This window comes from Nocardia sp. Tas62D01 (assembly GCF_055232035.1).
This window is the reverse complement of the sequence record NZ_JBUYUZ010000001.1, coordinates 1,952,701-1,979,478: the sequence shown is the minus strand read 5'-3', so window position 1 is coordinate 1,979,478 and position 26,778 is coordinate 1,952,701. Positions and strand designations below refer to the sequence as shown.

Annotated in this window: 31 protein-coding genes; 14 read left to right on the top strand and 17 right to left on the bottom strand. The window is 66.5% G+C overall.

Annotation, left to right across the window (positions count from 1 at the left end):
• Positions 1-62: 62 nt before the first annotated feature.
• The 3 genes from rsgA to ACV7NQ_RS09705 form a co-directional block, all read right to left on the bottom strand.
• Entirely contained in the window at positions 63-1,121 is a 1,059-nt protein-coding gene (rsgA, locus tag ACV7NQ_RS09715; RefSeq protein ID WP_463359321.1) for a ribosome small subunit-dependent GTPase A, read from the bottom strand.
• Positions 1,070-2,362, bottom strand: a complete 1,293-nt coding sequence (gene aroA / locus ACV7NQ_RS09710; RefSeq protein ID WP_463359320.1) for a 3-phosphoshikimate 1-carboxyvinyltransferase — start codon at positions 2,360-2,362, stop codon at positions 1,070-1,072. The genes rsgA and aroA overlap by 52 nt, the downstream gene beginning before the upstream one ends.
• A gap of 284 nt (positions 2,363-2,646) precedes the next feature.
• Positions 2,647-4,200, bottom strand: coding sequence for an aldehyde dehydrogenase family protein (locus tag ACV7NQ_RS09705; RefSeq protein WP_463359319.1), 1,554 nt, complete (start codon positions 4,198-4,200; stop codon positions 2,647-2,649).
• A 127-nt stretch (positions 4,201-4,327) separates the two neighbouring features.
• Between ACV7NQ_RS09705 and ACV7NQ_RS09700 the strand changes: the two genes are divergently transcribed.
• The gene (locus ACV7NQ_RS09700) at positions 4,328-5,140 is read left to right on the top strand and encodes an SOS response-associated peptidase (RefSeq protein ID WP_463359318.1); all 813 of its coding nucleotides are present in this window, start codon (positions 4,328-4,330) and stop codon (positions 5,138-5,140) included.
• Positions 5,141-5,173: 33 nt separating this feature from the next.
• On the opposite strand, the gene ACV7NQ_RS09695 is transcribed toward ACV7NQ_RS09700, so the two are convergent.
• Together ACV7NQ_RS09695 and ybaK are read right to left on the bottom strand one after the other, a co-directional pair.
• Complete coding sequence (locus tag ACV7NQ_RS09695; protein WP_463359317.1) at positions 5,174-5,485, bottom strand: hypothetical protein; 312 nt, start codon at positions 5,483-5,485, stop codon at positions 5,174-5,176.
• A 74-nt stretch (positions 5,486-5,559) separates the two neighbouring features.
• Positions 5,560-6,054, bottom strand: coding sequence for a Cys-tRNA(Pro) deacylase (ybaK, locus tag ACV7NQ_RS09690; RefSeq protein WP_463359316.1), 495 nt, complete (start codon positions 6,052-6,054; stop codon positions 5,560-5,562).
• Between the two features lie 214 nt (positions 6,055-6,268).
• Here ybaK and ACV7NQ_RS09685 point away from each other — a divergent pair, with 214 nt between their 5' ends.
• Both ACV7NQ_RS09685 and rsrA read left to right on the top strand, forming a co-directional pair.
• Positions 6,269-6,958, top strand: a complete 690-nt coding sequence (locus ACV7NQ_RS09685) for a sigma-70 family RNA polymerase sigma factor (protein ID WP_463365599.1) — start codon at positions 6,269-6,271, stop codon at positions 6,956-6,958.
• 20 nt (positions 6,959-6,978) lie between these two features.
• The gene (gene rsrA / locus ACV7NQ_RS09680; RefSeq protein WP_463365598.1) at positions 6,979-7,248 is read left to right on the top strand and encodes a mycothiol system anti-sigma-R factor; all 270 of its coding nucleotides are present in this window, start codon (positions 6,979-6,981) and stop codon (positions 7,246-7,248) included.
• A 97-nt stretch (positions 7,249-7,345) separates the two neighbouring features.
• On the opposite strand, the gene ACV7NQ_RS09675 is transcribed toward rsrA, so the two are convergent.
• Positions 7,346-7,420, bottom strand: coding sequence for a 50S ribosomal protein bL37 (locus ACV7NQ_RS09675; protein WP_022597109.1), 75 nt, complete (start codon positions 7,418-7,420; stop codon positions 7,346-7,348).
• A gap of 90 nt (positions 7,421-7,510) precedes the next feature.
• Between ACV7NQ_RS09675 and ACV7NQ_RS09670 the strand changes: the two genes are divergently transcribed.
• The gene (locus tag ACV7NQ_RS09670) at positions 7,511-7,726 is read left to right on the top strand and encodes a biotin/lipoyl-binding carrier protein (protein ID WP_463359315.1); all 216 of its coding nucleotides are present in this window, start codon (positions 7,511-7,513) and stop codon (positions 7,724-7,726) included.
• A 25-nt stretch (positions 7,727-7,751) separates the two neighbouring features.
• Positions 7,752-9,266, top strand: a complete 1,515-nt coding sequence (locus tag ACV7NQ_RS09665; RefSeq protein WP_463359314.1) for a sensor histidine kinase — start codon at positions 7,752-7,754, stop codon at positions 9,264-9,266.
• A gap of 199 nt (positions 9,267-9,465) precedes the next feature.
• Here ACV7NQ_RS09665 and ACV7NQ_RS09660 read toward each other — a convergent pair whose 3' ends face one another.
• Both ACV7NQ_RS09660 and ACV7NQ_RS09655 read right to left on the bottom strand, forming a co-directional pair.
• On the bottom strand, positions 9,466-9,720 hold the full coding sequence (locus ACV7NQ_RS09660) for a WhiB family transcriptional regulator (RefSeq protein ID WP_011211115.1): 255 nt from the start codon (positions 9,718-9,720) through the stop codon (positions 9,466-9,468).
• A 249-nt stretch (positions 9,721-9,969) separates the two neighbouring features.
• Positions 9,970-10,914 (bottom strand): diacylglycerol/lipid kinase family protein, encoded by a 945-nt coding sequence (locus tag ACV7NQ_RS09655; protein WP_463359313.1) that lies wholly within the window; start codon positions 10,912-10,914, stop codon positions 9,970-9,972.
• Positions 10,915-10,983: 69 nt separating this feature from the next.
• On the opposite strand from ACV7NQ_RS09655, the gene ACV7NQ_RS09650 reads away from it, so the two are divergent.
• Positions 10,984-11,409: a hypothetical protein gene (locus ACV7NQ_RS09650; RefSeq protein ID WP_463359312.1), complete on the top strand. Its 426-nt coding sequence runs from the start codon at positions 10,984-10,986 to the stop codon at positions 11,407-11,409.
• A 223-nt stretch (positions 11,410-11,632) separates the two neighbouring features.
• On the opposite strand, the gene ACV7NQ_RS09645 is transcribed toward ACV7NQ_RS09650, so the two are convergent.
• The 5 genes from ACV7NQ_RS09645 to ACV7NQ_RS09625 form a co-directional block, all read right to left on the bottom strand.
• Entirely contained in the window at positions 11,633-12,124 is a 492-nt protein-coding gene (locus tag ACV7NQ_RS09645) for an N-acetyltransferase family protein (RefSeq protein ID WP_463359311.1), read from the bottom strand.
• Complete coding sequence (locus ACV7NQ_RS09640) at positions 12,121-12,732, bottom strand: acid phosphatase (RefSeq protein WP_463359310.1); 612 nt, start codon at positions 12,730-12,732, stop codon at positions 12,121-12,123. Before ACV7NQ_RS09640 ends, ACV7NQ_RS09645 begins: the two co-directional genes overlap by 4 nt.
• Positions 12,733-12,802: 70 nt before the next feature.
• Entirely contained in the window at positions 12,803-14,038 is a 1,236-nt protein-coding gene (locus ACV7NQ_RS09635; RefSeq protein ID WP_463359309.1) for an Rv3212 family protein, read from the bottom strand.
• A 27-nt stretch (positions 14,039-14,065) separates the two neighbouring features.
• A complete protein-coding gene (locus tag ACV7NQ_RS09630) occupies positions 14,066-15,826 on the bottom strand; it encodes a DEAD/DEAH box helicase (RefSeq protein WP_463359308.1) in 1,761 nt (586 codons plus the stop codon).
• A 386-nt stretch (positions 15,827-16,212) separates the two neighbouring features.
• Positions 16,213-16,407 (bottom strand): hypothetical protein, encoded by a 195-nt coding sequence (locus ACV7NQ_RS09625; protein ID WP_463359307.1) that lies wholly within the window; start codon positions 16,405-16,407, stop codon positions 16,213-16,215.
• A gap of 59 nt (positions 16,408-16,466) precedes the next feature.
• Between ACV7NQ_RS09625 and ACV7NQ_RS09620 the strand changes: the two genes are divergently transcribed.
• Together ACV7NQ_RS09620 and ACV7NQ_RS09615 are read left to right on the top strand one after the other, a co-directional pair.
• Positions 16,467-16,730, top strand: a complete 264-nt coding sequence (locus tag ACV7NQ_RS09620; protein WP_463359306.1) for a hypothetical protein — start codon at positions 16,467-16,469, stop codon at positions 16,728-16,730.
• 28 nt (positions 16,731-16,758) lie between these two features.
• The gene (locus ACV7NQ_RS09615) at positions 16,759-17,439 is read left to right on the top strand and encodes a ferritin-like fold-containing protein (RefSeq protein ID WP_463359305.1); all 681 of its coding nucleotides are present in this window, start codon (positions 16,759-16,761) and stop codon (positions 17,437-17,439) included.
• A 19-nt stretch (positions 17,440-17,458) separates the two neighbouring features.
• Here the strand turns inward: ACV7NQ_RS09615 and ACV7NQ_RS09610 are convergent, their stop codons facing one another.
• On the bottom strand, positions 17,459-18,295 hold the full coding sequence (locus ACV7NQ_RS09610; protein ID WP_463359304.1) for a helix-turn-helix domain-containing protein: 837 nt from the start codon (positions 18,293-18,295) through the stop codon (positions 17,459-17,461).
• 102 nt (positions 18,296-18,397) lie between these two features.
• Between ACV7NQ_RS09610 and ACV7NQ_RS09605 the strand changes: the two genes are divergently transcribed.
• Both ACV7NQ_RS09605 and ACV7NQ_RS09600 read left to right on the top strand, forming a co-directional pair.
• Positions 18,398-18,952 carry a YceI family protein gene (locus ACV7NQ_RS09605; RefSeq protein WP_463359303.1) on the top strand — a complete coding sequence of 185 codons (555 nt, stop codon included), beginning with the start codon at positions 18,398-18,400 and terminating at the stop codon, positions 18,950-18,952.
• A gap of 105 nt (positions 18,953-19,057) precedes the next feature.
• A complete protein-coding gene (locus ACV7NQ_RS09600; protein ID WP_463365597.1) occupies positions 19,058-19,285 on the top strand; it encodes a DUF3107 domain-containing protein in 228 nt (75 codons plus the stop codon).
• Between the two features lie 74 nt (positions 19,286-19,359).
• Here the strand turns inward: ACV7NQ_RS09600 and ACV7NQ_RS09595 are convergent, their stop codons facing one another.
• The gene (locus ACV7NQ_RS09595) at positions 19,360-20,025 is read right to left on the bottom strand and encodes a TetR/AcrR family transcriptional regulator (RefSeq protein ID WP_463359302.1); all 666 of its coding nucleotides are present in this window, start codon (positions 20,023-20,025) and stop codon (positions 19,360-19,362) included.
• A gap of 189 nt (positions 20,026-20,214) precedes the next feature.
• Here ACV7NQ_RS09595 and ACV7NQ_RS09590 point away from each other — a divergent pair, with 189 nt between their 5' ends.
• The 3 genes from ACV7NQ_RS09590 (at position 20,215) to ACV7NQ_RS09580 (ending at position 23,799) form a co-directional block, all read left to right on the top strand.
• Positions 20,215-21,381: a DUF3152 domain-containing protein gene (locus ACV7NQ_RS09590; protein ID WP_463359301.1), complete on the top strand. Its 1,167-nt coding sequence runs from the start codon at positions 20,215-20,217 to the stop codon at positions 21,379-21,381.
• 148 nt (positions 21,382-21,529) lie between these two features.
• A complete protein-coding gene (gene moeZ, locus ACV7NQ_RS09585; protein ID WP_463359300.1) occupies positions 21,530-22,714 on the top strand; it encodes an adenylyltransferase/sulfurtransferase MoeZ in 1,185 nt (394 codons plus the stop codon).
• A 233-nt stretch (positions 22,715-22,947) separates the two neighbouring features.
• On the top strand, positions 22,948-23,799 hold the full coding sequence (locus ACV7NQ_RS09580; protein ID WP_463359299.1) for a TIGR02569 family protein: 852 nt from the start codon (positions 22,948-22,950) through the stop codon (positions 23,797-23,799).
• Positions 23,800-23,913: 114 nt separating this feature from the next.
• Here the strand turns inward: ACV7NQ_RS09580 and ACV7NQ_RS09575 are convergent, their stop codons facing one another.
• Positions 23,914-24,771: a hypothetical protein gene (locus ACV7NQ_RS09575; protein ID WP_463359298.1), complete on the bottom strand. Its 858-nt coding sequence runs from the start codon at positions 24,769-24,771 to the stop codon at positions 23,914-23,916.
• 386 nt (positions 24,772-25,157) lie between these two features.
• Here ACV7NQ_RS09575 and ACV7NQ_RS09570 point away from each other — a divergent pair, with 386 nt between their 5' ends.
• On the top strand, positions 25,158-25,700 hold the full coding sequence (locus ACV7NQ_RS09570; RefSeq protein WP_463359297.1) for an N-acetyltransferase family protein: 543 nt from the start codon (positions 25,158-25,160) through the stop codon (positions 25,698-25,700).
• Between the two features lie 90 nt (positions 25,701-25,790).
• Here the strand turns inward: ACV7NQ_RS09570 and ACV7NQ_RS09565 are convergent, their stop codons facing one another.
• Positions 25,791-26,777, bottom strand: a complete 987-nt coding sequence (locus ACV7NQ_RS09565; RefSeq protein WP_463359296.1) for an SCO2521 family protein — start codon at positions 26,775-26,777, stop codon at positions 25,791-25,793.
• Position 26,778: the final 1 nt, after the last annotated feature.

Here is a 26,778-nt window from a genome sequence, read left to right as displayed (position 1 = left end):
TCGGCAGGCTCCATCGCTCGCCGCTGATCTCCAGCACGCGCGTCGCCGAGCAATTCCGGTGATTAGATGGACGACTCGCGACCGGATGTCCAGGCTTCGTTGGAGTTCAGGGCGACCAGCAGCAGGCGGATGGCGGCTACTCGGCGTTCCTTGCCGGGGAGTTGGTCGAGGGCGCATTCGGGGTCGGTGGGGGGACCGAGATGGGTGCAGCCGCGGGGACAGTCTTCGATGGCGACGGCCAGGTCGGTGAAGGCGGCGATGACGTCGTCGGGGGTGATGTGGGCCAGGCCGAAGGAGCGGACGCCAGGGGTGTCGATGACCCAGCCGCCGGCGGGCAGCGGGAGGGCTACGGATTGAGTGGAGGTGTGGCGGCCCTTGCCGACGCCGGAGACGATGCCGACGGCGCGATCCGCATCGGGGACAAGGCGATTCACCAGGGTGGACTTGCCGACGCCGGAGTGGCCGATGAGGGCCGTGAGGCGGCTGTCGAGTAGTTCGTTGACCGGCTCGAGCGGATCATCGATGCCGCCGTAGACGATGGTGAGATCGAGATCGTCGAAGGCGGCGGCGAATTCGGATTCGGCGGCCAGGTCGTGTTTGGTCAGGCACAGAATCGGTTGCAGCCCACCGGCATACGCGGCCACCATGCAGCGCTCGACGAAACCGGTGCGCGGCGGCGGGTCGGCGAGCGCGACCACGATGAAGAGCTGTTCGGCGTTGCCGACCACGATCCGTTCGAAGGGATCGGTGTCATCGGCGGTGCGGCGCAACACCGTTCGGCGTTCGGAGACCCGGACGATGCGGGCGAGGCTGTCGGGTTTTCCGGACAGATCGCCGACCACGTCCACCTGGTCGCCCACCACGATCGGGGTGCGGCCGAGTTCACGCGCCCGCATCGCGACGATTGGCCGCTCCGGGTCGCCGCCGAGCACGCAGCCCCAGCGGCCGCGGTCCACCGCGACGACCATCGCGGATTCCGCATCATTGTGCTGCGGCCGAGTTTTCGTGCGCGGGCGCGACGACCGACCCGGGCGCACCCGGACGTCGGACTCGTCGTACTCGCGCCGCCTCAGTGCGCCGCTCCCTGATCCGAGAACGCCGGGTCGAGCATTTGCTCCCACAGCGACACGAAGCCGGGCAGGGTCTTGGCGGTGGTGCCGATGTCCTCGATCTCGATACCGGGCACCCGCAGCCCTAGAATCGCTCCGGCAGTTGCCATCCGGTGGTCGGCGTAGGAATGCCACCTACTGCCGTGCAGCGGGGCGGGAGTGATCTCCAGCCCATCCTCGGTCTCGGTGACATTGCCGCCCAGCCGGTTGATCTCGGTGGACAATGCGGCGAGCCGGTCGGTCTCATGGCCACGCAGGTGCGCGATGCCGCGCAGCCAGGACGGCGAATCCGCCAGTGCCGCAAGGGCGGCGACGGTCGGGGTCAGCTCGCCCACATCGTGCAGGTCGATATCTATACCGGCCAACCGCTCCGGCCCGCGCACGGTGAGCACGCCATCGAAGCGACTCGTCTCGGCGCCCATGCGCACCAGGATTTCCCGGATCACGTCGCCGGGCTGGGTGGTTATCCGCGGCCAGTGCGGAATGCGGACCTCGCCACCGGTGACCGCGGCGGCAGCCAGGAACGGTGTGGCATTGGACAGATCCGGCTCGATATCCCAATCCACCGCGCGGATCGGGCCCGGCGTCACGGTCCAGGTCTGCGCCTTGCGGCTGTCGGCGGGCGCCTCGACCGCGACATCGGCGCGCCGCAGCATCTCCACGGTCATCTCGATATGCGGCATCGACGGCAGGGCCTTGCCGTCGTGGTGCACGATCACGCCCTCGCCGAACCGGGCCGCCGACAGCAGCAGTCCCGAGACGAACTGGGAGGACCCGGAGGCATCGATGGTGACCCGGCCGCCACGCAGCGCACCCTTGCCGTGCACGGTGAAAGGCAGCGTCTTGCCGTCAATATCGGCGCCGAGCCTGCGCAGGGCGTCCAGGATGGTGCCGAGCGGACGGGACCGAGCCTGCTCGTCACCGTCGAATGCGACATCGCCGGTCGCCAGCGCCGCCACCGGCGGCAGGAATCGCATCACGGTGCCCGCCAGCCCACAGTCGACGGCGCCGCCGGTCAGTGCGGCCGGGATGACGGTCAGCGTCTCGCCGTCGCCCTCGATGCCGGCGCCCATCGCGCGCAGCGCACCGATCATCAGGTGGGTGTCGCGGCTGCGCAGCGCGCCGGAGAGCGTGGAAGGACCATCGGCCAAGGCGGCCAAGATCAATGCCCGATTCGTAATGGATTTAGATCCGGGCAAGGTCACGGTCGCGTGCACGGGGACATCGACATGGGGCGCTGGCCAGAAACTCACCCGTTCATCTTCGCCTATTGCCACCAGGGATACGAGGGCGGAGCCGTGTTGGATTTGTGACGCCTACGGCGCTGCGTGTTCGCGGGCCCCTTGTGGCTCGCGTCCGAGCAGCCGAGACTAGCGACTTCGTCGCATGCGCTTCGGCCACTCGGCTGTATCGAACTGGCCGCGCCTTCGCACGCGAGCCGGGCCGCGAACGGCGCTCCTGAGACTCGCGCGTTGTGGTTGCGTTTTAGTCGCAAGCCGGACGTCGACCGGTGTACGGACGGCGTCGAAGCGACGGTCTACTTGTTCCTGCCGTGCAGGATCGGTACCACCTTGCGCAGCAGTTTCATGGTGGAGTTGCTGCGCGAGTAGCTCAGCAGCGCCATGCCCGGTATTGCGAAGCGCTGCACCGCGATCGAGTGCGGACGGGAGAATTCGCGCAGGCCGGGTTCGCCGTGAATGCGGCCGATGCCGGAATCGCCGACGCCGCCGAAGGGCAGTCCGGCGATGGCGGCGAAGGCGAGCACCGAGTTGACCGAGGTGGCGCCGACGCGCAGCCTGCGCGCGATCTCCAGGCCGTTCTGCTTCGAGTAGACCGCCGAGGACAGGCCGTATTTGGAGTTGTTGGCGAGCTCGACCGCCTCGTCAACGCCGTCGACGGTGCGGATGGTGACGGTCGGGCCGAAGGTCTCCTCGGCGACGGCCTCGGAGTTCTCGTCCACGTCGACGAGCACGACCGGCTCGATGAACGGCCCTTGCACCGATTCCGGGCCGCCGAGTACGGCGGTGCCGCCGTTCTTCAGCGCGTCGTCGATGTGGCGGCGCACGACGTCGATCTGGCTCGGCATGGTCATGGGGCCATACGGCGCGCCGGTGCCAGAGCCCGGCTTGATGTCCTTCAGGATCCGCTTGACCTCGGCGACGAACTCGTCGCGCACCGAACGGTCGACGTACACCCGTTCCACACCGGCGCAGGTCTGGCCGCTGTTGGAGGTCGCGCCCCAGGCGACCGCGTCGGCGGCGGCCTTCACGTCGGCATCGCCCGCGACGATCACCGCGTCCTTGCCGCCGCATTCCAGCAGCACCGGGGTGAGGGAGTCGGCGGCGGCGGCCATGATCCGCTTGCCGGTGGCGGTGGACCCGGTGAACGCGATCTTGTCCACCCCGGACTTGACCAGCGTGGCGCCGGTGGCGCCGTAACCGTTGATGGTCTCGAAAACGCCTTCCGGCAGTTCCGGATTCGCCCTTTTGAAGGCATCGGACAGGAAATTGCCGATGCTGGTGGAGAATTCGCTCGGCTTGAATACGACCGTGTTGCCCGCGGCGAGCGCGTAGGCGATGGAGCCGTTCGGCGTGTAGACCGGGTAGTTCCACGGTCCGATCACGCCGACGACGCCGAGCGGGCGCTGCTCGAGCCGGGCCGCGAAGTTCGACATCAGCGCGCCGGGGAATACCTTCTTGGGGCCGAGGATCTTCTTGGCGTGCTTGGCCGCCCAGGCGATGTGCTCGAGCGCGAGCATCAATTCCAGGAAGGCGTCGTCGAGCGGCTTTCCGTTCTCCTTGTGGATGAGTGCGGTGAATTCGTCGGAACTCGTGACCAGCTGAGTCGACCAGCGCAGCAGGTGCTTGCGGCGCTCGTCGAAGCTCAGCGCGCCCCAGGTCGCCGCGGCGGTGCGGGCCTTGGCGACGGCCGCGCGCACCGCGTCCTCGTCGGCGATGGGGTGCGTGCCGATGACTTCTCCGGTGGCCGGATCGACCGATGTCAGCGCCGATTCAGGCGCCGCCGGGGTGGTCTCGATGGTTGTCACGGTGAGTCTCCTCTTGCCAGTCTGCAGTGGCCGGTCGGTGCGCATGTCGGAATCGGACGGAAGAAGTTAACGACCATTCCTTGAGAGAATGTTATGTCACAACTCTCAGCCGGTCACCACCGGCTATCAATTGTTCCCGACTTTGTCGGCACTCGATGGAAGTATCTGGGATATGTGCGGACGATATGCGACGACCACCGATCCCGGCCGGCTTGCCGTCGAGCTGGACGCCATCGATGAGACCCAGACCGACAATGACGCGCGGACCGGCGGGTTCACCAACTACAACGTGGCCCCGACCACCCAGGTACTGACCGTGATGGAGCGACACGACCGCGATCACCCGGACGACGATCCGACGCTGCGCATCCAGCGGATGCGCTGGGGCCTGATACCGGTGTGGACCAAGGTCGCCGAGCCGGGCGTGCCGGTCAAGGGCAAGCCGCTGTTCAACGCTCGCGCCGACAAGGCGGCGACTACCGCGTCCTTCCGCGACGCGGTCAAATACCGGCGGTGCCTGGTGCCGATGGACGGTTGGTACGAGTGGGTGGTCGAGCCCGACACCCTCGGCGGCGCGAAAGGGAAGGTGGCCAAGCACCCCTTCTACATGTCGGCCGCGGACGGTTCCCGGCTCTACATGGCCGGGCTGTGGTCGGTGTGGCGCGATCGGTCCCAGCCGGAAAGCCAACCGCTGCTGTCGTGCACGATTCTGACCACCGACGCGGTCGGCGATCTGACGCGCATCCATGATCGGATGCCGCTGCCGATGCCGCGAGAGAACTGGGACGCCTGGCTGGATCCGGATCATCCGGCGCCCGCCACGCTGCTGGAAACGCCGAGCGCCGAGACGGTATCGGGGATCGTCGCGCGGCCGGTGCCGGATCTGGTCAACAGCGTGCGGAACAACGGTCCGGAATTGCTGGCCCAGGTTTCGGGCGGGGCGTCGTCGGACACGGAACAGGCCGGGCAGATCAGCCTGTTGTGATCGCCCGGCCTGCCGGTGTGCGCTAGTGCTGGATCAGAGCTGGCACTTGACGCTTGGCGTCGCGATATTGAGGCCGCACTTGATGACACTGGCGATCAGGTCGATGATCTTGCCGGTGACACTGCCGCTGAGTTTCTCGGCCTTGTCGGCTGTTTCATCCTTTGTCGGGGTCCTCTGTTTGTTCGGCGCGTCGTCGGTGCCCATTCCGTCGAACGGGAAATCACCGACCTGTGTCACTGAGGGACGGTCCGGAGCGGCGGCTGCCATCGGGGCTTGGACTGCCCCCGAACCCAGTGCTAGGACCAGCGCACCGAACAGGGAGACGATCATGGTGCGCAGAGACATTTCGCATCACATCCTCGGGGTCGGACGAATCTGGTCCGTCCAGTAACGCACAATTCGCCACGAATCCGCGTTGATTACACCGATATCACCGGCGCAGTGACCGCCGCGGTCAGCCGGACCAGATCGGCGGGCGCCAGTTCGATCTCCAGCCCGCGCCGTCCGGCGCTGCACAGCATCCGATCCCAGCTCAGCGCCGAGGTGTCCACGACGGTTGGCAACAGCTTGCGCTGCCCGAGCGGGGAGATGCCGCCGAGCACGTAACCGGTGACCCGTTCGGCCTTCGCCTTGTCGGCCATGGCCGCCTTCGGTGCACCGAGCGCCGCGGCAGCCGCCTTGAGCGACAACGTGTTCGGTACCGGCAACACCGCGACGGCCAACGTCCCGGTGGACAGCTCGATCACCAAGGTCTTGAATATCTGTGCCGCCGTGACATCGAATCGTGCGGCCAGGGCGTCGACCGCTTCGGTGCCATAGGAATCCGCGCGCGGATCGTGGGCGTAGGCGTGTACACGGTGGGCGACTCCGGCCTTGGCCAGGGTGCGGATCGCGGGGGTCGAGGCTGCTGCCATGCCGACACCCTAGTTGCGGCCCGCACCCGGTCGGCAATCGCTTTTCGGTGCCGGGATGTTGCCACGGGAACACAGTCGGGTCGTTGTCTGTTGCATGCGAATACACAAGCAGCGTTGTGCACGACGTGAAGGAGATGTCGGGGTGCCCGTTCTGGTCGAGGAACATCCGGTATGGGCCGGGGCGTCGCCCACGAGTGACCGATTCCCATTCGATATGCCACTGCCGGTAGATTTGGCAGGTACGGCAATCGAAGGGACAGGTGTGACGAGCGACGACTATGTGGTGACCGACGGTGCGGTCGGCGCCGCGGTCGACGAAACCGCGCTGGCGCAGCGGTTCGAGCGGGACGCGCTCCCAATGCTCGACCAGTTGTACGGCGCCGCGCTGCGGATGACCAGGAACCCGGCAGACGCCGAGGACCTGGTTCAGGAGACCTACGTCAAGGCGTTCCAGGGATTCAAGTCCTTCAAGGAGGGCACCAACCTGCGTGCCTGGCTCTACCGGATCCTGACCAATACCTACATCAACTCCTACCGCAAGAAGCAGCGTCAGCCCGCGCAGTACCCGACCGATGAGATCACCGACTGGCAGTTGGCGGCCACCGCCGAGCACACCTCGCAGGGTTTGCGCTCGGCCGAGGTCGAGGCGCTGGACGCGCTGCCCGACGACGACATCAAGGCGGCACTGCAGGAGCTGCCCGAGGAGTTCCGGATGGCGGTGTACTACGCCGACGTCGAGGGCTTCCCGTATAAGGAAATCGCCGACATCATGGGCACACCCATCGGTACGGTGATGTCCAGGCTGCACCGTGGGCGCAAGCAGCTCAAGGGTTTGCTCGCGGATGTCGCGCGGGACCGTGGATTCAACCGCAATGAGGCGGAACGCCAGGAGGTCAAGCAGTGAGCACGGAGCGAGACCCGGATATGGAGCTCGACTGCACGGCAGTGCTTGCCGACGTCTGGCTCATGCTCGACGGTGAGTGCGACGCGGCCACCAGAGCCCGCCTGCAGCACCATATGGACCATTGCTCGCCCTGCATCGAGGCATACGGCATCGAGGAGAAGATCAAGGGTCTGCTGAGCCGCAAGTGCGGTGGCGACCGCGCGCCGGACTCGCTGCGCGACCGGCTGACCTTCGAGATCCGACGCTCGGTGACGATCACCGAGGTCGAGACGCCCGCCGCTGAGTCCTGAACCAGCGCCGGGGCGACCCGGACATCAAAAAACACCGAGTGGCACGTTCTCCCGGACGGGAGACCTTGGCGCTCGGTGTTTTTCGTTGTGCTACGGATCAAGCGTTGGGGCGCTTGCCGTGATTTGCCGCGTTGCCCTTGCGGCTGCGCTTCTTACGACCACGCTTACCCATCGGTAGTCTCCCTTCTGTTGAAGCCCATTGTTTCATGTGTGGTTGGCTGTACCTTCAGCGGATACAGCGCCGACTAGTGAATGGGGTGTCATGGCTGAGGAAGTACGCGCGGAGATGGTGTCGACGGTGCTCACCGTGGAGGTCGCCGTGGGCGACAAGGTGCATACCGATCAGACCTTGGTGCTACTCGAGTCCATGAAGATGGAAATCCCGGTTCTCACCGAGATCGAGGGCGAGGTCACCTCGATCTCGGTCGCGCCGGGGCAGGTCCTCCAGCAGGGCGATCTGATCGCGGTTATTTCCTGATCGAACGATGCGGTAGATGTAGAACATGGCGACACTGAGCGAGCTCCTTGCCGAGCACACTGATCTACCCGGCGTCGCCGTGGACCATCTGCAGCGGGTGGTGGGGGACTGGCAGCTGCTTGCCGATCTGTCCTTCGCCGACCTGCTGTTGTGGGTTGGTGCGGGCCCCATCACCGACGGCGCGGACATCGTGTGTGTCGCGCAGTGCCGTCCGACGACGGCGCCCACCGTGCATCCGGAGGATCGAGTCGGCGGGTTGGCCTTGCATACCGATCACCCCCAGGTCTTCGACGCACTGACCACTGGCAAGATCGTGCGCGCCGACAGCGATGTCGAGGCATCAGGGGTCTACCACCCGCATCCGGTGTACGCCATTCGCGAGGCCATCCCGGTGCGCTGCGGCGACGATGTGATCGCGGTGCTCAGCCGGGACACCGACCTGCAGCGTTCGCGGGTGCGCAGCACGCTGGAGATCGCGTATCTGGCCTGCGCGGATGATCTGTGCCAGATGATCGCAGACGCCACCTTCCCGACCATCGAGGATAGGGCCGCCACGCATTCCAGCCCGCGTGCCGGCGACGGTTTCATCCGGCTCGATACCGAGGGCATCGTCGTCTACGCCAGCCCCAACGCGCTGTCGGCGTATCACCGCATGGGTTTGCAGGCCGACCTGGCGGGCCAGGACCTGGCCGTCACCACCCGCTCGCTGATCACCGATCCGTTCGACGCGCAGGAGGTGGTCGGCGATATCCAGGCGGCGCTGGCCGGCCGGACCGGACGTCGGATGGAGGTCGAGGCGCGCGGGGCTACCGTGCTGCTGCGCACCCTGGTGTTGCGCCCGCACGGCGAATTGGCCGGCGCCGCGGTGCTGGTGCGTGATGTCACCGAGGTCAAACGCCGCGACCGGGCGTTGCTCAGTAAAGACGCCACCATCCGGGAGATCCACCACCGGGTGAAGAACAACCTGCAGACCGTGGCCGCGCTGCTGCGGCTGCAGGCGCGCCGCACCGAGAACGAGGAGGCGCAGGTCGCGCTCACCGAGTCGGTCCGCAGGGTCACCTCCATCGCGTCGGTGCACGAGATGCTGTCGATGTCGGTGGACGAAGAGGTCGATCTGGACGAGGTCGTCGATCGGCTGCTGCCGATCATGGCCGATGTCGCCACCGTGCACACCGCGCGGATCAAGGTGCGCAGGGCAGGTTCGCTCGGTGTCTTCTCTGCCGAGCGGGCGACTCCGCTGGTGATGGTGCTGACCGAATTGGTGCAGAATGCCATCGAGCACGCCTTCGATTCCGGCGAGAACGGTTCGGTGACGATCCGTTCCGAGCGTTCGGCGCGCTGGCTGGATGTGATCATCAGCGATGACGGGCGTGGCTTGCCGCCGGGTTTCAGCCTGGAATCCTCCGACCGCCTCGGACTCCAGATCGTGCGCACGCTGGTGACCGCCGAGTTGGGCGGTTCCATCGGTTTGCACCCCGGCGCCGATATCGGTACCGACGCGGTGCTGCGAGTTCCGTTGGGCCGCAGGTCTGGTCGCTAGGCATTAGCGTGTGGTGTCGCGGAATCCGTTCGAGACGCCGTATGCGCGAATGTGATTGGTTCCGGGGAATGCCGGGGTGACGAGTGCGGGCACAAAGACCGGGTGCGGGCACGAAATAGCCCGGCACCTTTGGGGGTGCCGGGCTGAATGCGTTACCGGGCTGGGCTGAATGCTCCGGTAACGCCGGTCACCCGAATAATCAGACGACGGTGCGGGTGCGGGTGCGCGCGTTGCGACGCTTGAGCGCGCGGCGCTCGTCCTCGCTCATACCACCCCACACGCCGGCATCCTGCCCGGACTTCAGGGCCCAGGACAGGCAGTCGGCGGTAACGGGGCAGCGAGCGCAGACTAGCTTGGCATCGGCAATCTGTGCGAGCGCAGGACCACTGTTACCCACCGGGAAGAACAGCTCGGGGTCCTCGTCGCGACAGATGGCCTTGTGGCGCCAGTCCATTCCTCTGCTCCTTTGCTGGACGCCACAAAGGGCGCCTATGGTTTGTGGATCGTTCACTTGTGCGGCTCGAATGTTTCCGCACGGTTGCTTGTGAATGCTTTCACGAACACCGTAGATGTCAATAGGTATCCGGTGCACCGTGGGGAAGCTCACGCCATCGAGGCCCCCATGGGGAACCTGCCCGGTCCTTTGTACTCGCTCTACCCGGTTTTCGCAGCACTACCCCGATGTTTTTCGCGCGTTTCGTGCTCAGGAAGGGCGCGGAGCGACGACATCGAGCACGTTCGGCACAGCTGTGAAGTCCACCATGTTGCGTTTTCCGATAAAGTCGCCATCGATTTGCAGGCCGATGGGTGTCGCGGCTTCGATCCGCACCGACGGAACATTGTCGTCACGAAATAAATTGCGGGACTTGGGATTTCCGTCGGCGGCCAGCAGCTGGCGGGCCAGCAGGAGCGTGGGAATCACCGCCATCGAACGCACGGCAAACACTCCGAGGCCCGTCTCGAAGGTCGTGCCCGGGTTGGTGTGTACCGGGGTCGAGTTCAGGAAGGTCCACGGTGTCGCGTTCGTTACGAAGGCGTAATGCACGCCGTCCACCGGTTCGTGTCCCGGGATCTCGATACGGACGCTCGGTTCCTTGCGTTTACTGCGGAAGAATTCTCGCACAGTTGTTCGAATATAGCGCGCTGGGGTAGCCGCGTGGCCTTTGGCGCGGCTGGCGTCGATGGCCGCGCACACCTCGGCATCGAGGCCGACCCCGGCGCTGAAGGTAAACCAGCGGTCGTCGGCGAGGCCGAGGCTGATCTGGCGGTCGCGGTCGAGGGTGAGCAGATCGATGAGTTGATTGGTCGCGGTCACCGGATCCGGGGAAATGCCGAGCGCCCTGGCGAACACATTCGCCGACCCACCCGGGATCACGCCGAGCCTGGGCAGCCACGCCTGACCGTCGTTCAGCTCGGGCAGCGGCAGGAAGCCGTTGATGGTCTCGTTGACCGTCCCGTCGCCACCGTGCACGACGATCAGATCCATCTCGTTGGTGGAAGCCCACTGCGCCAATTCCGCCGCATGGCCGCGATGCTGGGTGTGTGCGACGGTCAGCTGGGTCCGGCTCTCCAACGCGTGCGCCAGCAGATCCCGCGTCGCCGCTGTGGTCGAGGTGGCATTCGGATTCACGATCAGCAACGTCCGCACGTTGTGAGCCTAATGGGCTGCGAGGCCGGTCTGAAAAGCCACCGAGCGGCATCCCTTTAGGCTGAGCGCGTGGCCGATAGCGACAAGGGCGAGAGTTCCGGAGTGCCGACGACGGTGCGTGGTGCGGGCGGGCTGGTGGCGTTGGAGGGCGGCGTCGCGGTGATCGTGGCGATCGTGCTGATCGTGCGTGGGCTGCTCGGGTACGACCAGACCGCCGCGAGTGGGTACGGCACGGCGGCGTGGTTCGGCATTCTCGGCGGCGCGGTGCTCGCGGCGGGCATCGGCCTGTTGCTCGGCAAGCGGTGGGGACGCGCGATCGCGGTGATCGCCCAGCTGTTGTTGCTGCCGGTCACCTGGTCGCTGCTCACCGACTCCCATCAGCCGGTGTTCGGCGTGCTGCTCGGGTTGGTGGTGATCGCCGCGTTGGTACTGCTGTTCGCGCCGCCCTCGTCGCGGTGGATGGCGCACGAATACGGCGTCGATATCGAGGACTAGCCCGCTGCGGCCGCGGCGTTCGGTGCTCAGGCGGTGGTTGCGGCGCGCAGTGCCTGCCGACACAACTGGTCGGCCTGCCTGGTGGTCTCGGGCAATCGGTAGTCCGAAACTGTGGCGGGGCAGGGTTTTTCGCGCCACCAACGGTCGAAGTTCATCCTGCGTCGCCAACGCTTCGTCCGCCGTAGTCGGCCATACAGTCGGAGCGCTCACCCGCATCGTCGTCCTACTGTCCGTTGCGGCCCAGCGCTTCCAACGCCTCGCCCTCGAGCCGGTAGCCGACCCACTCATCCTGTCCGACGGCGCCGAGCGACTTGTAGAAATCGATAGACGGGGTGTTCCAGGTCAGCACCGCCCAGTCGACCCGGCCGTAGCCGTTGGCGACCGCTTCCTGGGCCAACGCGGTCAGCAGGGCCTTGCCGTAGCCCTTGCCGCGGGTCTCGGGCTTGACGTATAGGTCCTCCAGGTAGATGCCGTGCACACCCTTCCAGGTGGAGAAGTTCAGGAACCAGATGGCGCAGCCGACCACACCGGTTTCGTCCTCGACCACGTGCGCGAACAGCGCGGGCGCTGGTCCGAAGAGCGAGGCATGCAGCTGTTCGACGGTCAATGTGCACTCGGCACTGGCCTTTTCGTACTCGGCGAGGTCGTGGACGAGCTGTACCACGGCGGGCAGGTCGGCGGGAGTTGCGCGGCGGATCTGGCCGGTTCGAGTCACAGTACGGCTCCGTTCGGTGCGGGAACTAGGTTGTGCACCAGGATGGTTCGCACGTCGTGTTCGAAACCGAGCACGGTGACCGCGCCGGTCGACATGGTGAAGCGGCGACCCTCCCGGAGGTCGAGTTCGGCCCAGCGGGCGATCAGCGCCCGAGAGAAGTGTCCGTGTCCCACCAGCACGATATCCCGGTCCGGCAGCGCGGGTTCGACGGAGGCCAGCACCCGGTCAGCCCTGGCGCGCACCTGCTCGGCGGTCTCGCCACCCGGCACCGCGCCGGTCCAGATGGTCCAGCCGGGCACGGTCTCGCGTATCTGTGCGGTGGTGAGGCCCTCGTAGTCGCCGTAGTCCCATTCGGCCAGATCATCGTCGACGGTGGTCTCGGTGAGCCCGGCCAGCGCGGCGGTGTGCACGGCGCGCTGTCTGGGGCTGGTGAGCATGAGCGGGTCGCGCAGCTTCAGTTCGGTCAGCAGTTGTCCCGCACTGCGGGCCTGCTCCTCACCGCGCTCGGTGAGCGGAAGATCGGTGCGGCCGGTGTGGCGGCGCTGGGTCGACCAGGTGGTTTCGCCGTGTCGCAGGAGCACTAGTCGGGCGTCGTCGAGTGCGGACATGACTTCCATCATGGGCCACGCGGGGGTGCTGGCGTCCGGGGAGGGCCGTCGAGCAGGTCGGATACCGGGGTCAGCCGAGGGCGTACAACTCGGTGCCGCGTCGTTCCAGGATGGTCGACCCGAGCACTGCGAGCGAGATGGGGGCGCTGTCGGCGCCGTGCCGGTCCACCGGGATGCGGGCCACCTCGGCGCCGGAGGCGGGGTCGAGTGCGGCGATTCCGCCTGCGACCGGAACCAGCAGGCGTCCGGCCATGAACGCGGGCCCGCCCAGTGCGTTGGGCGCGGTCCAGAGCGGGTCGAACGTGCTCGCGTTCAACGCGAGCACGCTGTTGCCGGTGAAAACGAAGAAGGCCGAACTGATCCGGGTGGTCGTCGTCTTGTCGGTCAGCGGCGCGGAAAGCTGATGCACCACAAGCGGATTCCCGCTGGCGTCGTAGACCGCCAGCCGCGGCGCCGCCGCCTCGGCGCCCGCAGCCGCGGGCGCGCCGGGTAGGTAGAGCACCATCCGGTTGTCGGACACCGCGACCACGCGCGCGTCGGCGGAATCGGTGCCGGGTCCGGACAGTACGTGCGAGCCGAACTCCTCGGGCACCGTGTTGTCCTTCGGCGCCGGGTTGAGCATGGTCAACCGGTCGGCGGGGTCTTCCGGGCAGTGTTCGAGCACCGCGAGCCGGGCGGCGCTGGACGCGGACGAGAGCAGCGTGCAGCCCTTGCGCGGTTGGGTTTTCACATTCACCGGCGCGTCGACATAGCCGTATTCGAGCGTGCGCACCAGATCGGAGCGCCACATCTCCAGTCGCTGCGGTCCCTGCGCGAGTATGTAGGTGCCGTCGACGGACAGCCGCACGGTCGGGTCCATGTAGCTACTGCGGGCAGTGCGTCGCGCGCCGCTCTCACCGGCGAGCAGGGTGGCCTGGCTGCAGCCGCGCTGATCCTTGTACACCGCGACGACCGTGCCGAACTGCGACTCCACCCCGCACAACGGCATATCGCGGCGGTAGAGCCACAGCTGCGCGCCGGTCTGCGGATCACGGCCGACGACCGCACTGTCGTCGGCGGTTATCACCGAACCCGCGGCGACCAGTGCCCTGGTCGCCGCGCCGTCCGGGGCGTGCCACATCTCGTGCAGGATCGTTGGCACCTGATCGGCCGCGGCCGGAGTTGACACGGGGTGTACCGCGATCACCGATTCGGTGCCGCCGGCGTCACTGCGCGCCCACACCAGGGCCGCCGCGATCACCACAAGTACGGCGATCGCGACTGCGGCGATGATGTCGGCGCGCGTTCGCCGCTCAGGTGCGAGCACGAATGCGAGAGTAACGGATCCGTTGGACTAGACCGACGCAGCGGCCGCGGTGCACGCTGCGGCCGCGTTCTCCGCGGCCGCGGTGCCATTGCCGTTGTCGGTGGCAGCCTCGCCCGCTGGCTTGCGACGACGCCGTCGACGGCGCGCGGGCTGATCGGCAGAGTCCGCGTCATCGGCGCCGTTGTCGCCGTTGTTCGCGGGCGTGCTCACCGCCGTGACGGTGCCCATGTTGTCGGCGCCGCCGTTGCCGTTGTCCGCATTGCCGTTGTCGCACGAGCCGTTGTCCGCGGCGGTGTCGGCGTCCCCGGCAGGCTTGCGCCTGCGATGACGGCGTCGAGCGGGCTTGTCGGAGTTCTCGTCCGCATCGCCGTCGACGGCCGGTGCGGCATCGGTGGCAGCCGTGTCGTCGGTGGTGCCGTCCGCGTCGATCGGCTCACCGGCCCTAGTCCGCCTGCGGTTGCGCTTGCGCGGGGCACGCGCGGGCCGCTCGACCACCACGGCGTCCTCGTCGCGCTCCGGCTTCGGCTTGCGCACGATGCCGGTCACACCCTCGGGGATGCCGAGTTCGGAGAACAGGTGCGGCGAGCGCGAATACGTCTCCACCGGCTCGGGCATCCCGAGGCCGAGCGCCTTGTCGATAGCCGCCCAGCGGTTCAGCTCGTCCCAGTCGATCAGCGTGATCGCGACACCGGCGCGCCCGGCGCGGCCGGTACGCCCGATCCGGTGCACGTAGGTCTTCTCGTCCTCCGGGCACTGGTAGTTGATGACGTGCGTGACATCGTCGATATCGATGCCGCGCGCCGCGACATCGGTCGCCACCAGCACGTCGATGGCGCCCTTGCGGAACTTGGTGAGCGCCTTCTCGCGCGCGATCTGCCCGAGGTCACCGTGCACCGCACCGACGGAGAACCCGCGCTCGGCGAGGTCGTCGGCCACCTTCTGCGCGGTGCGCTTGGTGCGGGTGAAGATCATGGTCGCGCCGCGGCTCTCGGCCTGCAGGATTCGGGCGATCAACTCGCTCTTGTCCAGCGCGTGCGCGCGGTAGACGAACTGCGCGGTGCGGTCATGTATCGCGGAATCGTGCGGCTCTTCGGCCCGGATGTGCGTCGGCCTGGTCAGGAAGGTGCGGGCCAGGGTGATAATCGGGCCAGGCATGGTCGCCGAGAACAGCATGGTCTGGCGCTGCGTGGGCACCATGCCGAGAATGCGCTCGATATCCGGCAGGAAGCCGAGGTCGAGCATTTCGTCGGCCTCGTCGAGGACGAGCACGCCGATCTTGCCGAGAATCAGATGTCCCTGATCGGCCAGGTCCATCAGTCGGCCCGGCGTGCCGACCACGACATCGACGCCGGAGCGCAGCGCCGCGATCTGCGACTCGTAGGGGCGGCCGCCGTAGATCGACAGCACACGCAGCTGGCCCTGATGGTTCTTCAGGTACTTGCTCGCGTTCTCCAGATCCTGGGTGACCTGGATGCACAGTTCGCGGGTCGGCACGATGATCAGTGCACGCGGGGTGCCGTCCAGCGGCGTGGTGCCGGTGTCCGCGGTCGCGATTCGGTGCAGTAGCGGCACTCCGAATCCGAACGTCTTACCCATGCCGGTGCGGGCCTGACCGATGAGATCTTCTCCGGCCAGCGCCAACGGAAGGGTGAGCTCCTGGATAGCGAAAGTGCGTTCGATTCCGATGTCGCTGAGCGCGCGCACGATTTCCGCGCGCACGCCCAATTCGGAGAAAGTCGGGGCAGAGTGTGTTTCGTCCAGTTCGGCTGTCAGCAGTGTGTCTGCCAAGCCCGGTTCCTGTTCGACGGTGATCTTGCTCAGGTTCGTGCCTTCCTCGTTATCGCGTCACGCGCGCACGAGGCGTGGGGCGGACCGGTCGGCCCGCGACGACCACGTATCCGCCTGTGATACTCACCCCGGCTACAGCCTGATGTCAGTGGGTGCCGTACGGCAGCTACCTGGAGACATCGGCGCGGCGCAATGGTGATGCGGATCTGGTGCGCGCACATTTTCCCGGACGGCGAAAAACCTCGCCCCAGCGCCCGCATGATGGTGTCTTCCACTCACTTGGTCGGGCGAAAATTCTCGTTGTCCGCAGTGATTGTAGCGTGATATTGTGCACGGTTCGAATTGCCGCCACGGTAATTTCGGCGCAAAAGTCTGGTTTCCACGCGCTACCCACCCGACGTACGCTGCGCGACATGGCAATTCATCTCGCGCGGCGAATCTGGACCACTCTCGAACCACTGCATGAGGTGGTCTATTTCGGGGCCGGAACTGCGCGCGGTCGCCAAGCTCACCAGCGGCATCGTGACCTCGACCGCGGTGTGCGAAACCCTGGCCAGGATGGAGACGATCGATCGTTTCATGGCCGAGATGCCCGGCTACCCCCGGTCGCTTCTACGGCCAGCTGTGGGGTCGGCTGATTTTGAACAACGACATCGGCCGCGGTGTGGTGCAGCTCGGCGAGCGCCGCGTCGCATTGGCCGACGTGGCCGCGCCGGTGCTGCTGGTCGGCGGACCGAGCGAACCCCCGGCGGCCGCCGTGCGGGCGGGCACCCGAACCCTCAGTGGCGCACCGTCGGTGCGCTACGAAATGGCCCCGGGCAGCCACCTCGGCATCCTCGCCGGGCCGACCGCCCGCGACACCACATGGACATACGTGGATAAGTTCCTGCGAGAAGCCGCATAAGCCGAACCGAGTACTAGGCTGTGGTGTCATGGGAGTCCAGCCATCTGCCGAGCTAGATGTTTCGTCCGTCGCCGCTGACGACCTCGGGGTCACCGAGCTGTTCGCGGTGCTCGCCTATGGCGAGATCTCCGCGTTCTATCGGCTGGCCGAGGAGGCCAAGCTGTCACCCACGCTGCGGGGCAAGGTCGCGGTCGCCAAGATGGCCGCCGCGGAAATGCATCACTTCCAAACCCTGGAATCCGCGCTGGCCGATCGCGGCGTCGACATCTTCGACGCGATGGCGCCCTACGTGCGGGCGCTGGATGCCTACCACGACTCCACCGATCCCTCGACCTGGCTCGAGTCGATGGTGAAGTTCTACGTCGGTGACGGCATCGCCGCCGACTTCTACACCGAGATCGCCGGCGCCTTGACTCCCGAGGTCGCCACCGTGGTCCGGGACGTGCTCGCCGAAACCAATCACTCCGAGTTCGTGGTCGAGGAAGTGCGTCGCGCGGTCGCGGTGAGCCGCTCCGAGCGCGACCGGCTCACCCTCTGGGGTAGGCGGCTGCTCGGCGAGGCCATCACGCAGGCGCAGTACGTGATGGCGCAGCGCGACGAACTCACCGACCTGGTGCTCACCGCCACCGGCGACCTCAACGGCATCGCCGCGCTGTTCGAGCGTATGCAGGCCAGCCACGCCGAACGCATGGCGGTGCTGGGGATCTAGCTGATGTCGCGCCGACGATTTACTCGTTCACGGCGCGATTGCGGACCAGGCGGAGCTCGGGGACCCGGGCTTGGGCCTGGTGCGTCAGCCAGATGATGATGCTCTGATCGCGGTCGGCGTCGAGTGCTTCGAAGGCGATGTCGAGGTGACCTTGGTCCGGGTGGTCGAGGCTCATCGTGCCCGAGATGCGGTCGCGCAGATGGTGCGGTTGCCACCGGCCCGCGAAATCCGGGTGGCGGTGTAGCGCGTTGATCACCTCGAGCAGCTGGTCGTCGCCGGGCCAGCGCAGTTTGGCCCGGCACAGTGCGGCGGCGAAGATGTCCGCGGTTTCCGACCAGTTCCGGATGACCTTCCTCGCCTGCGGATGCATGAAGGTGTACCAAGCCAAATTCATCTGGTCGGGATCGTCGAACAGTCCGAGCGGTGCCGCCAAGTCCTCCCACTCCCGATTCCAGCCGAGCACGTTCAGCTGTCGGCCGACCACGAATGCCGGGGTGGGTTGCAGCGCCCGCAGGATGGCCTCTATGCCCGGCGTCAGATTTTCGTCGGCGGTTTCGGCCTTCGGACATTGCGACTCATTGGTGGAAGTCAGTGCCAGCCAACCGAAGTGGTGGCGGTCCTTGCCTTTCAGCAGCAGCGCCTTTGAGAGCGCTTCGATCACCGCCACCGAGGGATTGGTGTCGCGGCCCTGTTCCAGCCTCGCCAGGTAGTCGGCGCTGACCCCGGCGCGGACGGCGACCTCCTCGCGGCGCAGCCCTGGAGTCCGGCGGCGTCCGCCCTCGGGCATTCCGATATCCGACGGCCGTAATTCGGCGCGGCGGGCGATGAGGAATTCCGCGAATCCATTTCGTGCCATGCGTTCCATCGTGCCCTGTCCTGGGACAGCTATCCGCGCCCTGTCAGGTCCAGGATAACGGCGGTCTGGCTACTCGACGGCGGCCCGACGATGGTCGTAGGCATGACAACTTCCTCCGAATCCACCACGGCCACCACGTCGCTCACCGCGGGTTTCTGGGCGCTCGATCCGCTGCATTCCTCCGTCGAGTTCAGCATCCGGCATCTCGGCATTTCCAAGGTTCGCGGCCGGTTCGCCCGCTTCGAGACCGAGTTCGTCGTCGACGAATCCGGCGCCGCGACCATCGGCGCCACCATCGATCTGGACTCCTTCGACACCGGCAACGCCGATCGGGACGCTCACGTACGCAACGCCGATTTCCTCGATGTCGCCAGCCGACCCACCCTGTCGTTCCGGGCCACCGAGCCGGTGCCGATCGCCGAATCCTTCGTGGTGCAGGGCGAAGCCACGCTGGGCGCCGTCACCAAACCGGTCACCCTCGAGGTCGAATGGGGCGGAGTGCAGAACTTCGGGCCCAACGGCGACCGGCACGCCGGATTCTCGGCGACCGGCACGATCAAGCGCACCGATTTCGGCGTCGGCGGACCGCTGCCGGGAATGCTCAGCGATACCGTGAAGATCGAACTCGAAATTCAGCTGATCGAACCGAAGCCGTAGCCGCGGCGCTGTTCGCTGAGAGCGCAGGCAGTCGTGTGCCGTCGGGTTGTTGCCCTGCACTAGCCTTGGTTGGACAGCACAGGACTCTAGGTTCGGAGGTTGGCCGTGGAGGTCAAGATCGGTATTTCGGATAGCCCGCGGGAGCTCGTGATCAACAGCTCGCAGACCCCCGATGAGGTCGAGGCGCTGGTGTCCGGTGCGCTGAGCGGTGGCAGCGGCGTGGTGTCGCTCACCGACGAGAAGGGCCGCAAGTTCCTGATCCAGGCTGCCAAGGTCGCTTACGTGGAGATCGGCACCCCCGCCGGCGGCCGGGTCGGCTTTGCCGCGGTCTGATTACCGAGTCCCTGGCACTGAGCCCCCGCACCTGATCATCGGATCGGGTGCGGGGGCTCAGTCGATGTTGAAGCTCAGCCGATCGGGTGCAGCGGCACGTGCGACAGGCCGCCCCATGCCAGCTGGACGGTCGTGTCGACCGCTTCTTCCTTCGGGATGGGACGGTCCGCCTCCAGCCAGTAACGGGCAGTGAACTGGCTGGCGCCAACCAGGCCGACAGCGAGAATCCGGGCGCGGTAGGGGTCCAGGCCCGAATCGTGCGCCACCAGATCGAAGACCGCGTCGACGCAGGCCTCGGTGGCCTGCTCGACGCGGCGCTGCACCTGCGGCTCGCTGGTCAGGTCCGACTCGAAGACCAGTCGGAAGCCCTGCATTTCGTTGTCGACGAAATCGAAATACGCCTGCACGGCCGCGCGCACGCGCTGCCGGTTGTCGGTGGTCGAGCGCAGTGCCTGCCGGACACTCGACACCAGCATGTCGACGTAGTTCTGCAGCACAGCGAGGTAGAGTTCGAGTTTGCTGGCGAAGTGCTGATAGAGCACCGGCTTGCTGACTCCGGCGCACTGCGAGATCTCGTCCATGCCCGCGGCGTGATAGCCGCGCTGCACGAAGACTTCGCTTGCCGCCGCGAGCAGTTGTAGCCGTCGCTCGTCGCGTGGAAGCCGGGTACCGCGTTTGGTCGGTGCCACGGCGGCGGACGACGATCTGCGGGATGTCATCCGGTCCACGAGGTCAGTCATTTTCGGCTCTCCCAGTCGATGCCCCGGCAAGAGGGGGTGTGCACCGGGTATCCCATGAACGATACCCGTTCCTCGCGTTCGTGCAGACCCGGGTTCCCACTGCGGGTCACAGGTGAGATATGTCGCAGCAAATGGAACGACCTGGTGTGAAGACTTTGGGGCCTTGCGCACTGTGAGAGTCTGGTGTGCGTGACCGACCGACCGGCAAGACCCGGCGGCGGGCGAGAAGCGCACCGCCCCGCTGGCTCCGTCGCGTCCCATTCCGCAGGGTCTGGCCCCGTGGCAAGGTCCCGAACCACACCCTGGCCCGATCGCGATGGACATGATCGAGGCACCCACGATCATGGCGCGGTCGAGGTCTATGACCCGCTCGGCCTGTATCAATATCAATCCCCGGATCGCTCGCATCAACCGTTGCGTGCGCGTTGGGACCCCACCGCACCCGATGACAGTCGCCAGCGCACGCCCCGACCCGAGCGCGACGCCAAAAAGCAAAGTGCGCTCGGTAGATTCGTATCCACCTATGGTTGGCGCGCGTATGCGCTGCCGGTGCTGTTTGTGGTCACCGTGGTCGTGGTCGTGGACGCGGTGCGCGGCGGATCGGAAGCCACCGGCGCCGCGAGCGGCATGCCGGGATTCGGTCAGCTGAGTCCGCGCACGGCGTCCGCGGGCATCATCGGCGCACCGCCCGGCGACGGGCACTTCCCGACCGATCTACCCACCGGGGCGCTGCCCGAGGGCGGCGCCTTCACCGAAACCGGTACGGGTACTTGGCATGTGGTGCCGGGAACCACCGCGCAGGTCGGTACCGGCGCGGAATTCAAGTTCAGCTATACCGTCGAAATCGAGGACGGCGTCGACACTTCCCCGTTCGGCGGGGACGAGTCGGTCGCCAAGATGGTCGACAGCACCCTGGCTAATCCGAAAAGCTGGGCGCACGACCCCAAATTCGCCTTCCACCGCATCGCCCAGGGCGATCCGGACCTCCGCGTCTCACTGACTTCGCGCGAATCCTCCCGCAAGGCCTGCGGTTTCGACATTCCGATCGACTCGTCGTGCTTCAACGCCGATCTGCACCGGGTGGTGTTGTCCGAGGTGCGCTGGGTGCGTGGTGCGCTCGCCTTCGAGGGTGACATCGGCTCCTACCGGCAGTACCAGATCAATCACGAGGTCGGCCACGCCATCGGCTACCACCAGCATCAGCCATGCGAGACCGACGGCGGACTCGCGCCGGTGATGATGCAGCAGACCTTCGGCACCAAGAACAACGACATCGCCGCACTCGACCCCGACGGCGTGGTCCCCATGGACGGCAAGCGCTGCCGCTTCAACCCCTGGCCCTACCCCCGCGGTTGACCCGTAGGGGTGACTGTTTCGGTTCGTCCCCGATGGGGGAACATTGATAGGGAAGAACGGTCCGGTCGTCGGTGTTGAAAACTAGCGTAACGAGCCGGAGTGCAGCCGCACACTGCGATCGGCCAATTCGATTCGAGGAGTCCTGGACGTGTCATCACCAAAGTCCCTCCCGCCGCTCGTCGAGCCGGCCGCGGAGCTGACCAAGGACGAGATCGCCCGCTACAGCCGCCACCTGATCATCCCGGACCTGGGTGTGGACGGGCAAAAACGGTTGAAAAACGCCAAGGTGCTGGTGATCGGTGCGGGCGGGCTCGGCTCGCCTGCGTTGCTGTACCTGGCGGCCGCAGGCGTCGGCACGCTCGGCATCGTCGAGTTCGACGAGGTCGATGCCTCGAACCTGCAGCGCCAGATCATCCACGGCGAGTCCGATATCGGCCGCCCGAAGGCCGACAGCGCCCGCGACTCGATCCTGGAGATCAACTCCGGCATCGACGTCCGGCTGCACAAGATTCGGCTGGAACCCGAGAACGCGGTCGAGCTGTTCGCCGAGTACGACCTGATCGTCGACGGCACCGATAACTTCGCCACCCGTTACCTGGTCAACGACGCCGCGGTACTGGCGGGCAAGCCCTATGTATGGGGCTCCATCTACCGCTTCGAAGGCCAGGTGTCGGTGTTCTGGGAGGACGCACCGGACGGCCGCGGCCTCAACTACCGCGACCTGTACCCGGAGGCCCCGCCGCCCGGAATGGTGCCCTCCTGCGCCGAGGGCGGCGTGCTCGGTGTGCTGTGCGCCTCGATCGGTTCGGTCATGGTGACCGAGGCGATCAAGCTGATCACCGGTATCGGTGAACCGCTGCTCGGCCGCCTGATGGTGTACGACGCACTGGACATGAACTACCGGACCATCAAGCTGCGTCGCGACCCGCAGCGGCAGCCGATTACCGAGCTGATCGACTACGAGGCGTTCTGCGGTGTGGTGTCCGAAGAGGGCATGGCCGCGGCGGCAGGTTCCACCATCACCGCGCGTGAACTCAAGGAACTGATCGATGCGGGCAAGGAGATCGAAGTCATCGACGTGCGCGAGCCCGTCGAATGGGACATCGTGCACATCGAGGGCGCGAAGCTGATCCCGAAGGATCGCATCCTGTCCGGTGAGGCGCTGTCGGAGCTGCCGCAGAACCGTCCGATCGTGCTGCACTGCAAGACCGGTGTCCGCTCCGCCGAAGCCCTCGCGGTACTCAAGCAGGCCGGGTTCTCCGACGCGACTCACCTCCAGGGCGGCATCGTCGCCTGGGCAAACCAGGTCGACAAGTCGCTGCCGGTGTACTAGTCGTCGCTGCGCCCCGGGGCGTTCGGAACGTTCTTACGTAACCAAAGGGCGCACAGCAGGTTTCGAGCCAAGCGAGATCGAGCCTATTCCGTTCGCGGCTCGTCTCGCGTCCGATCGGCCGAGGCGCATGCGCCGTGGGCGCGAGAATCGGCCGGTCGGACGCGAGACACCAGGGGGCCGCGAACACGGCGTGCCGAAGGCACGCAGAATCGAACACAGCGTACGGTACGGCCGTGACTTCTGTGGAACCCCCCGAGCACGTGCGCGCCACGTTCGGTCTGCGCGAAGTGACCCCGGTTTCGCTGGGAGATTGGGACGGCGGTTGGCGTCTCGGTGATGTGGTGCTGAGCCCGGTCGCCGACCATGCCAGGGCGGCATGGTCGGCGAAGGTTCGCGAGACACTCGAGGTCAACGGCCTACGTTTGGCCCGCCCGGTGCGGGCCACCGACGGCCGCTACGTCGTATCCGGTTGGCGCGCGGACACTTTCCTGGAGGGGGTTCCGGAGCCACGTCACGACGAGGTGGTTTCGGTATCACTTCGACTACATCAGGCGACCACGCACCTCGAACGACCGCGATTCTTGGTCCAGCAGCCGGTGGCGCCGTGGGTGGATGTGGATGTGTTCGTCGCCGCGGACCGCGCCGCCTGGGAGGCGGTGCCGCTGCGCAGTCTGCGCGCGGGTGGGACCCCGCCGACCACCTCCCCGGACGGTGTGCGCAGCATGGAATTGATCGGCCAACTGGCGACACTACGCAAACCGGTCCAAACGCCCCCGCAATTGGTGCACGGGGATCTGTTCGGCACAGTACTTTTCGCGGGGGTGTTCACGCCGGGGCTCACCGACATCACACCGTACTGGCGCCCGGCGCCATGGGCCGCTGGTGTCATCGTTGTCGATGCGCTTGCGTGGGGCGGTGCCGATGACGGGTTGCTCGACCGTTGGTCCGATCTGCCTGAATGGCCCCAAATGCTATTGCGCGCGGTCATGTTTCGGCTTGCTGTACATGCGTTGCATCCTCGGTCGACGCCGGAAGCTTTCCCCGGATTGGCGCGCACCGCGGACATGGTTCGTCTCATGCTCTGAGAGTTGCCGTCCGTCAGCGCGATCTCGCGGTTGTTCCCGACACTCTTGCGGGCCGCCGAATACCGCCGAGGGTTACCGCGAGGCGACCGAGCGTGCGCGGGTCCGGTAGCCGCCTCACAGCCGGAACCACCGCCGCACCAGCAGCGCGAAGAAGACCGAGGTGGAGATGATCCCCACGTAGGACTCGATCATCAGCAGGCCGCGGCCGATCCGGTGCACGTGGTCGAGGTCGCCGAGCCCGATCGGGTTCAGGAAGTTGACCAGGCACATGTGGAACGCGGTCGTGATCGACACCTCGGCGCTCGCCCGCAGCCCGATGGTGGACACCACCAGGAGCCACGCGATCCACGCCAGCAGCCGGAACGGGCGATAGCCGTAGCCGCACAGCAGATCCGCGGCCCAACCCGGTATCCGGCGCCAAGCGGAAGAGCGCGCCTGCCGCCGGACCCGCGCCATGGCCAACCCGCAGCGGTCCTGGGCGTCGACATCCTCGTTCTGGCCGTGCAGGCTCGCGGCGCGGCGCAGCGCGAGTACCGCGTGCGCGGGCAACCCGTGCGCCGCGAGATCGGTGCCGATCCGTTCGTAGATTCCGGCCAAGTGCATGTTCTGGGTCGGGCTGAGCCGCAGCGGCCCGCGCAATTCGACCTCCGCGGCCAGCAGCGCGGTCAGCAGGGTCCTGCGGACGCCCTCGTCTTCGGCGGCGCTGCGGCCCACAGCCACGTAGATATGGGCGAAGACCAGGCTGTCTCCGCGCCGTCGCGTCCCCGGCGGGTCGTAGTGGGCGACCACGTTCTCCACACGGATATTGAAGGAATCCAGTAGCCCCCGTTCGGCCGCATCATCCTGACCGGCATGCGGTTCCTCGCGAAATTCCGTGACCTCCGCGGCGTACGCCTCGCCGTGCCGGTCGATACGTGTGGTCATGGACCGGACGAAGTCGGAGAGCCCCGGCTGTCCCTCGTATTCGGTCATCCCGTATCTCCCCCGGATCGCCCACGCATTCTGGACGCGTGATATCCACCATAGCAATGTGATTGGGCTACCAGCCGGGGTCGGCGACGGCCCTTGATCAAGGGCAGGTCGTTTCGGATCGGGGATGGTGTGGGTGGGGTATTCGATCCGTCGCGACAAGTTATCGCGCGGCTCGTCGGCGCTGAAATAAGTGTTGTCGTGTCCGGCGACTCGGGCGTTGACTTCTTGCCCAGACACTTCGCCTGGCAGCCCGACTGGTTGGTATTTTCAGTGCCCAACGCCCCGCCATATCACAGGACCATTCCGGGACCTCTACAATGACGCGGTTGACAAAAGAAAGTTCTAAGCTGGAAAAGGACGGCTTATACTCTGACATTAGGGAGCACATGGACATCGCTGAGGCGCCGCAGCCGGAATATCGCCGGGCCTGCTTCGCCGACCTCGAGGATCTCGCGGCCATCGAGGCCGATGTCTTCGATGAGCCGTACCTGTACCTGATGCTGCGGCAGCTGTTCGAGCTGCACGGATCCGAGTGGCTGGTCGCCGAATTAGGCGGCGCGGTTATCGGGTACGCGCTGACGCTGGAGAAGTCCGGCCGCGCCCTGCTGTTCACCTTTGCCGTGGCCAAACAGTATCAGGGGTGCGGCTACGGCCGGGGCCTACTGGATCGCGCCCTGCGGGTGTGCGGAGAACTGGGCACCAAAGTGATGTACCTGACCGTGCGACCGGACAATCATGCGGCGAGCAACCTGTTCAAGCAGGCCGGGTTCGAACTCGTCGAACACGATAATCGGTACTTCGGTGAGGGCGAGCCGCGCGATGTACTCGAATACCGCTTGTTCCCGGTGACTGAACTCGCGATCCTGAACGAGATTGCGTCGGCTCGAAACGGATCGCAAGGCGCGCAGCACAGTCCGCTACGGATGTAGATCGGCGGCGCACCCCGCACAGTCGCCGCCGGAAATGTTCACCACCCACGTCGAAGCGATTTCTCGTCGGTGTCGGTGCTCCTACCGCGGCTAGTGCGAAACTGGTTCCGACTGTGAATCGGAGTCGAAAACCTTGTGCCGCAAGGCATCCAGCGTTGCCACCGCGATATTGTCCCGCAGCCTGGCGACCAGCGTCGTCCACTGGCGAGAGAAGCCTGGCTCGGTCTGCAACTCCTTCCATAGCGCACGCAACTCGGCGGGAGTGTGTCCGCCCGGCATCCACAATCCCGTCAGGTGTTCGAGCGCCGGCGCAAGGGTGTTCATCCGCTCACGGCTGTGCGAAGGGAATCGGTCCGCCTCATCGAGGGCGTCGGCAAGTACGGTCAGCAGCCAGTCGTGCGCCGCCAGATCCTCGCAGAACCGTTGCGCCGCATCGAGATCTGACTCCGCGCGCACGATCAGCCGGATCGAGCGGACACTGTCGTCGTCGAGATGCAGCTCCGCCGTGGGCCCGGCAGTGCCGCCGATACGCGCGGTCCAGCGCAGCCGGGTGGTACGCGCCCGCACGGGTGGATCGTGGTCCAGCCCGACATCGGCGCGGATTCGCGACAGCAGGCGCTCACTGATCGAGGCCAGGTCCAAGATGTCGCCGCCGACCGGGCCGGTGAGGTACCCCTCGGCCAGAGCGATTCCGGCCGTCGCTCTTTCGGGGATACGGCTGATGACCTCCGTCACGCCCTTCTGGCTGACGTAGTGCGACCACGTCTGCCGCCGCCTCTCGGACGCCCGCACCACCCGGGTGCTGGCCGAGGATTGCAGCACACGCCCACCCGCCAGCACGATGCTGGTCGCCACGGTGCCGACGACATGCGCAACTTGCTCGCCCAGCGTCAGATCGCAGTCGACGCCGACCGCGATGGTGGGCGAAACGGCGAGCTTGCCAGGCCGCTCTCGCCAGCGCACCGCGCTGCCGGGCAGGAGCGCCAGCAACTCACCGGCCTCTGCTCGGGTGAGTGCGGCCGCCGATGGTAGCAGGCAGGTACGAACCTCGCCGAGCATCACTAAGGGGACGGCCATC

Excerpts from the sequence above, each read along its gene's own strand:
- ACV7NQ_RS09595 (WP_463359302.1), bottom strand. The coding sequence starts at position 20,025 with ATGACTGACCTCGTGGACCGGATGACATCCCGCAGATCGTCGTCCGCC.
- ACV7NQ_RS09615 (WP_463359305.1), top strand. The coding sequence starts at position 16,759 with ATGGGAGTCCAGCCATCTGCCGAGCTAGATGTTTCGTCCGTCGCCGCT.
- ACV7NQ_RS09565 (WP_463359296.1), bottom strand. The coding sequence starts at position 26,777 with ATGGCCGTCCCCTTAGTGATGCTCGGCGAGGTTCGTACCTGCCTGCTA.
- ACV7NQ_RS09685 (WP_463365599.1), top strand. The coding sequence starts at position 6,269 with ATGCCACTGCCGGTAGATTTGGCAGGTACGGCAATCGAAGGGACAGGT.
- ACV7NQ_RS09700 (WP_463359318.1), top strand. The coding sequence starts at position 4,328 with ATGTGCGGACGATATGCGACGACCACCGATCCCGGCCGGCTTGCCGTC.
- ACV7NQ_RS09570 (WP_463359297.1), top strand. The coding sequence starts at position 25,158 with ATGGACATCGCTGAGGCGCCGCAGCCGGAATATCGCCGGGCCTGCTTC.
- ACV7NQ_RS09660 (WP_011211115.1), bottom strand. The coding sequence starts at position 9,720 with ATGGACTGGCGCCACAAGGCCATCTGTCGCGACGAGGACCCCGAGCTG.
- rsrA (WP_463365598.1), top strand. The coding sequence starts at position 6,979 with ATGGAGCTCGACTGCACGGCAGTGCTTGCCGACGTCTGGCTCATGCTC.
- ACV7NQ_RS09670 (WP_463359315.1), top strand. The coding sequence starts at position 7,511 with ATGGCTGAGGAAGTACGCGCGGAGATGGTGTCGACGGTGCTCACCGTG.
- ACV7NQ_RS09575 (WP_463359298.1), bottom strand. The coding sequence starts at position 24,771 with ATGACCGAATACGAGGGACAGCCGGGGCTCTCCGACTTCGTCCGGTCC.
- ACV7NQ_RS09605 (WP_463359303.1), top strand. The coding sequence starts at position 18,398 with ATGACAACTTCCTCCGAATCCACCACGGCCACCACGTCGCTCACCGCG.
- ACV7NQ_RS09695 (WP_463359317.1), bottom strand. The coding sequence starts at position 5,485 with ATGTCTCTGCGCACCATGATCGTCTCCCTGTTCGGTGCGCTGGTCCTA.
- ACV7NQ_RS09640 (WP_463359310.1), bottom strand. The coding sequence starts at position 12,732 with ATGTCCGCACTCGACGACGCCCGACTAGTGCTCCTGCGACACGGCGAA.
- ybaK (WP_463359316.1), bottom strand. The coding sequence starts at position 6,054 with ATGGCAGCAGCCTCGACCCCCGCGATCCGCACCCTGGCCAAGGCCGGA.
- ACV7NQ_RS09625 (WP_463359307.1), bottom strand. The coding sequence starts at position 16,407 with ATGAAACGATCGATCGTCTCCATCCTGGCCAGGGTTTCGCACACCGCG.
- ACV7NQ_RS09665 (WP_463359314.1), top strand. The coding sequence starts at position 7,752 with ATGGCGACACTGAGCGAGCTCCTTGCCGAGCACACTGATCTACCCGGC.
- ACV7NQ_RS09610 (WP_463359304.1), bottom strand. The coding sequence starts at position 18,295 with ATGGCACGAAATGGATTCGCGGAATTCCTCATCGCCCGCCGCGCCGAA.
- ACV7NQ_RS09705 (WP_463359319.1), bottom strand. The coding sequence starts at position 4,200 with ATGCGCACCGACCGGCCACTGCAGACTGGCAAGAGGAGACTCACCGTG.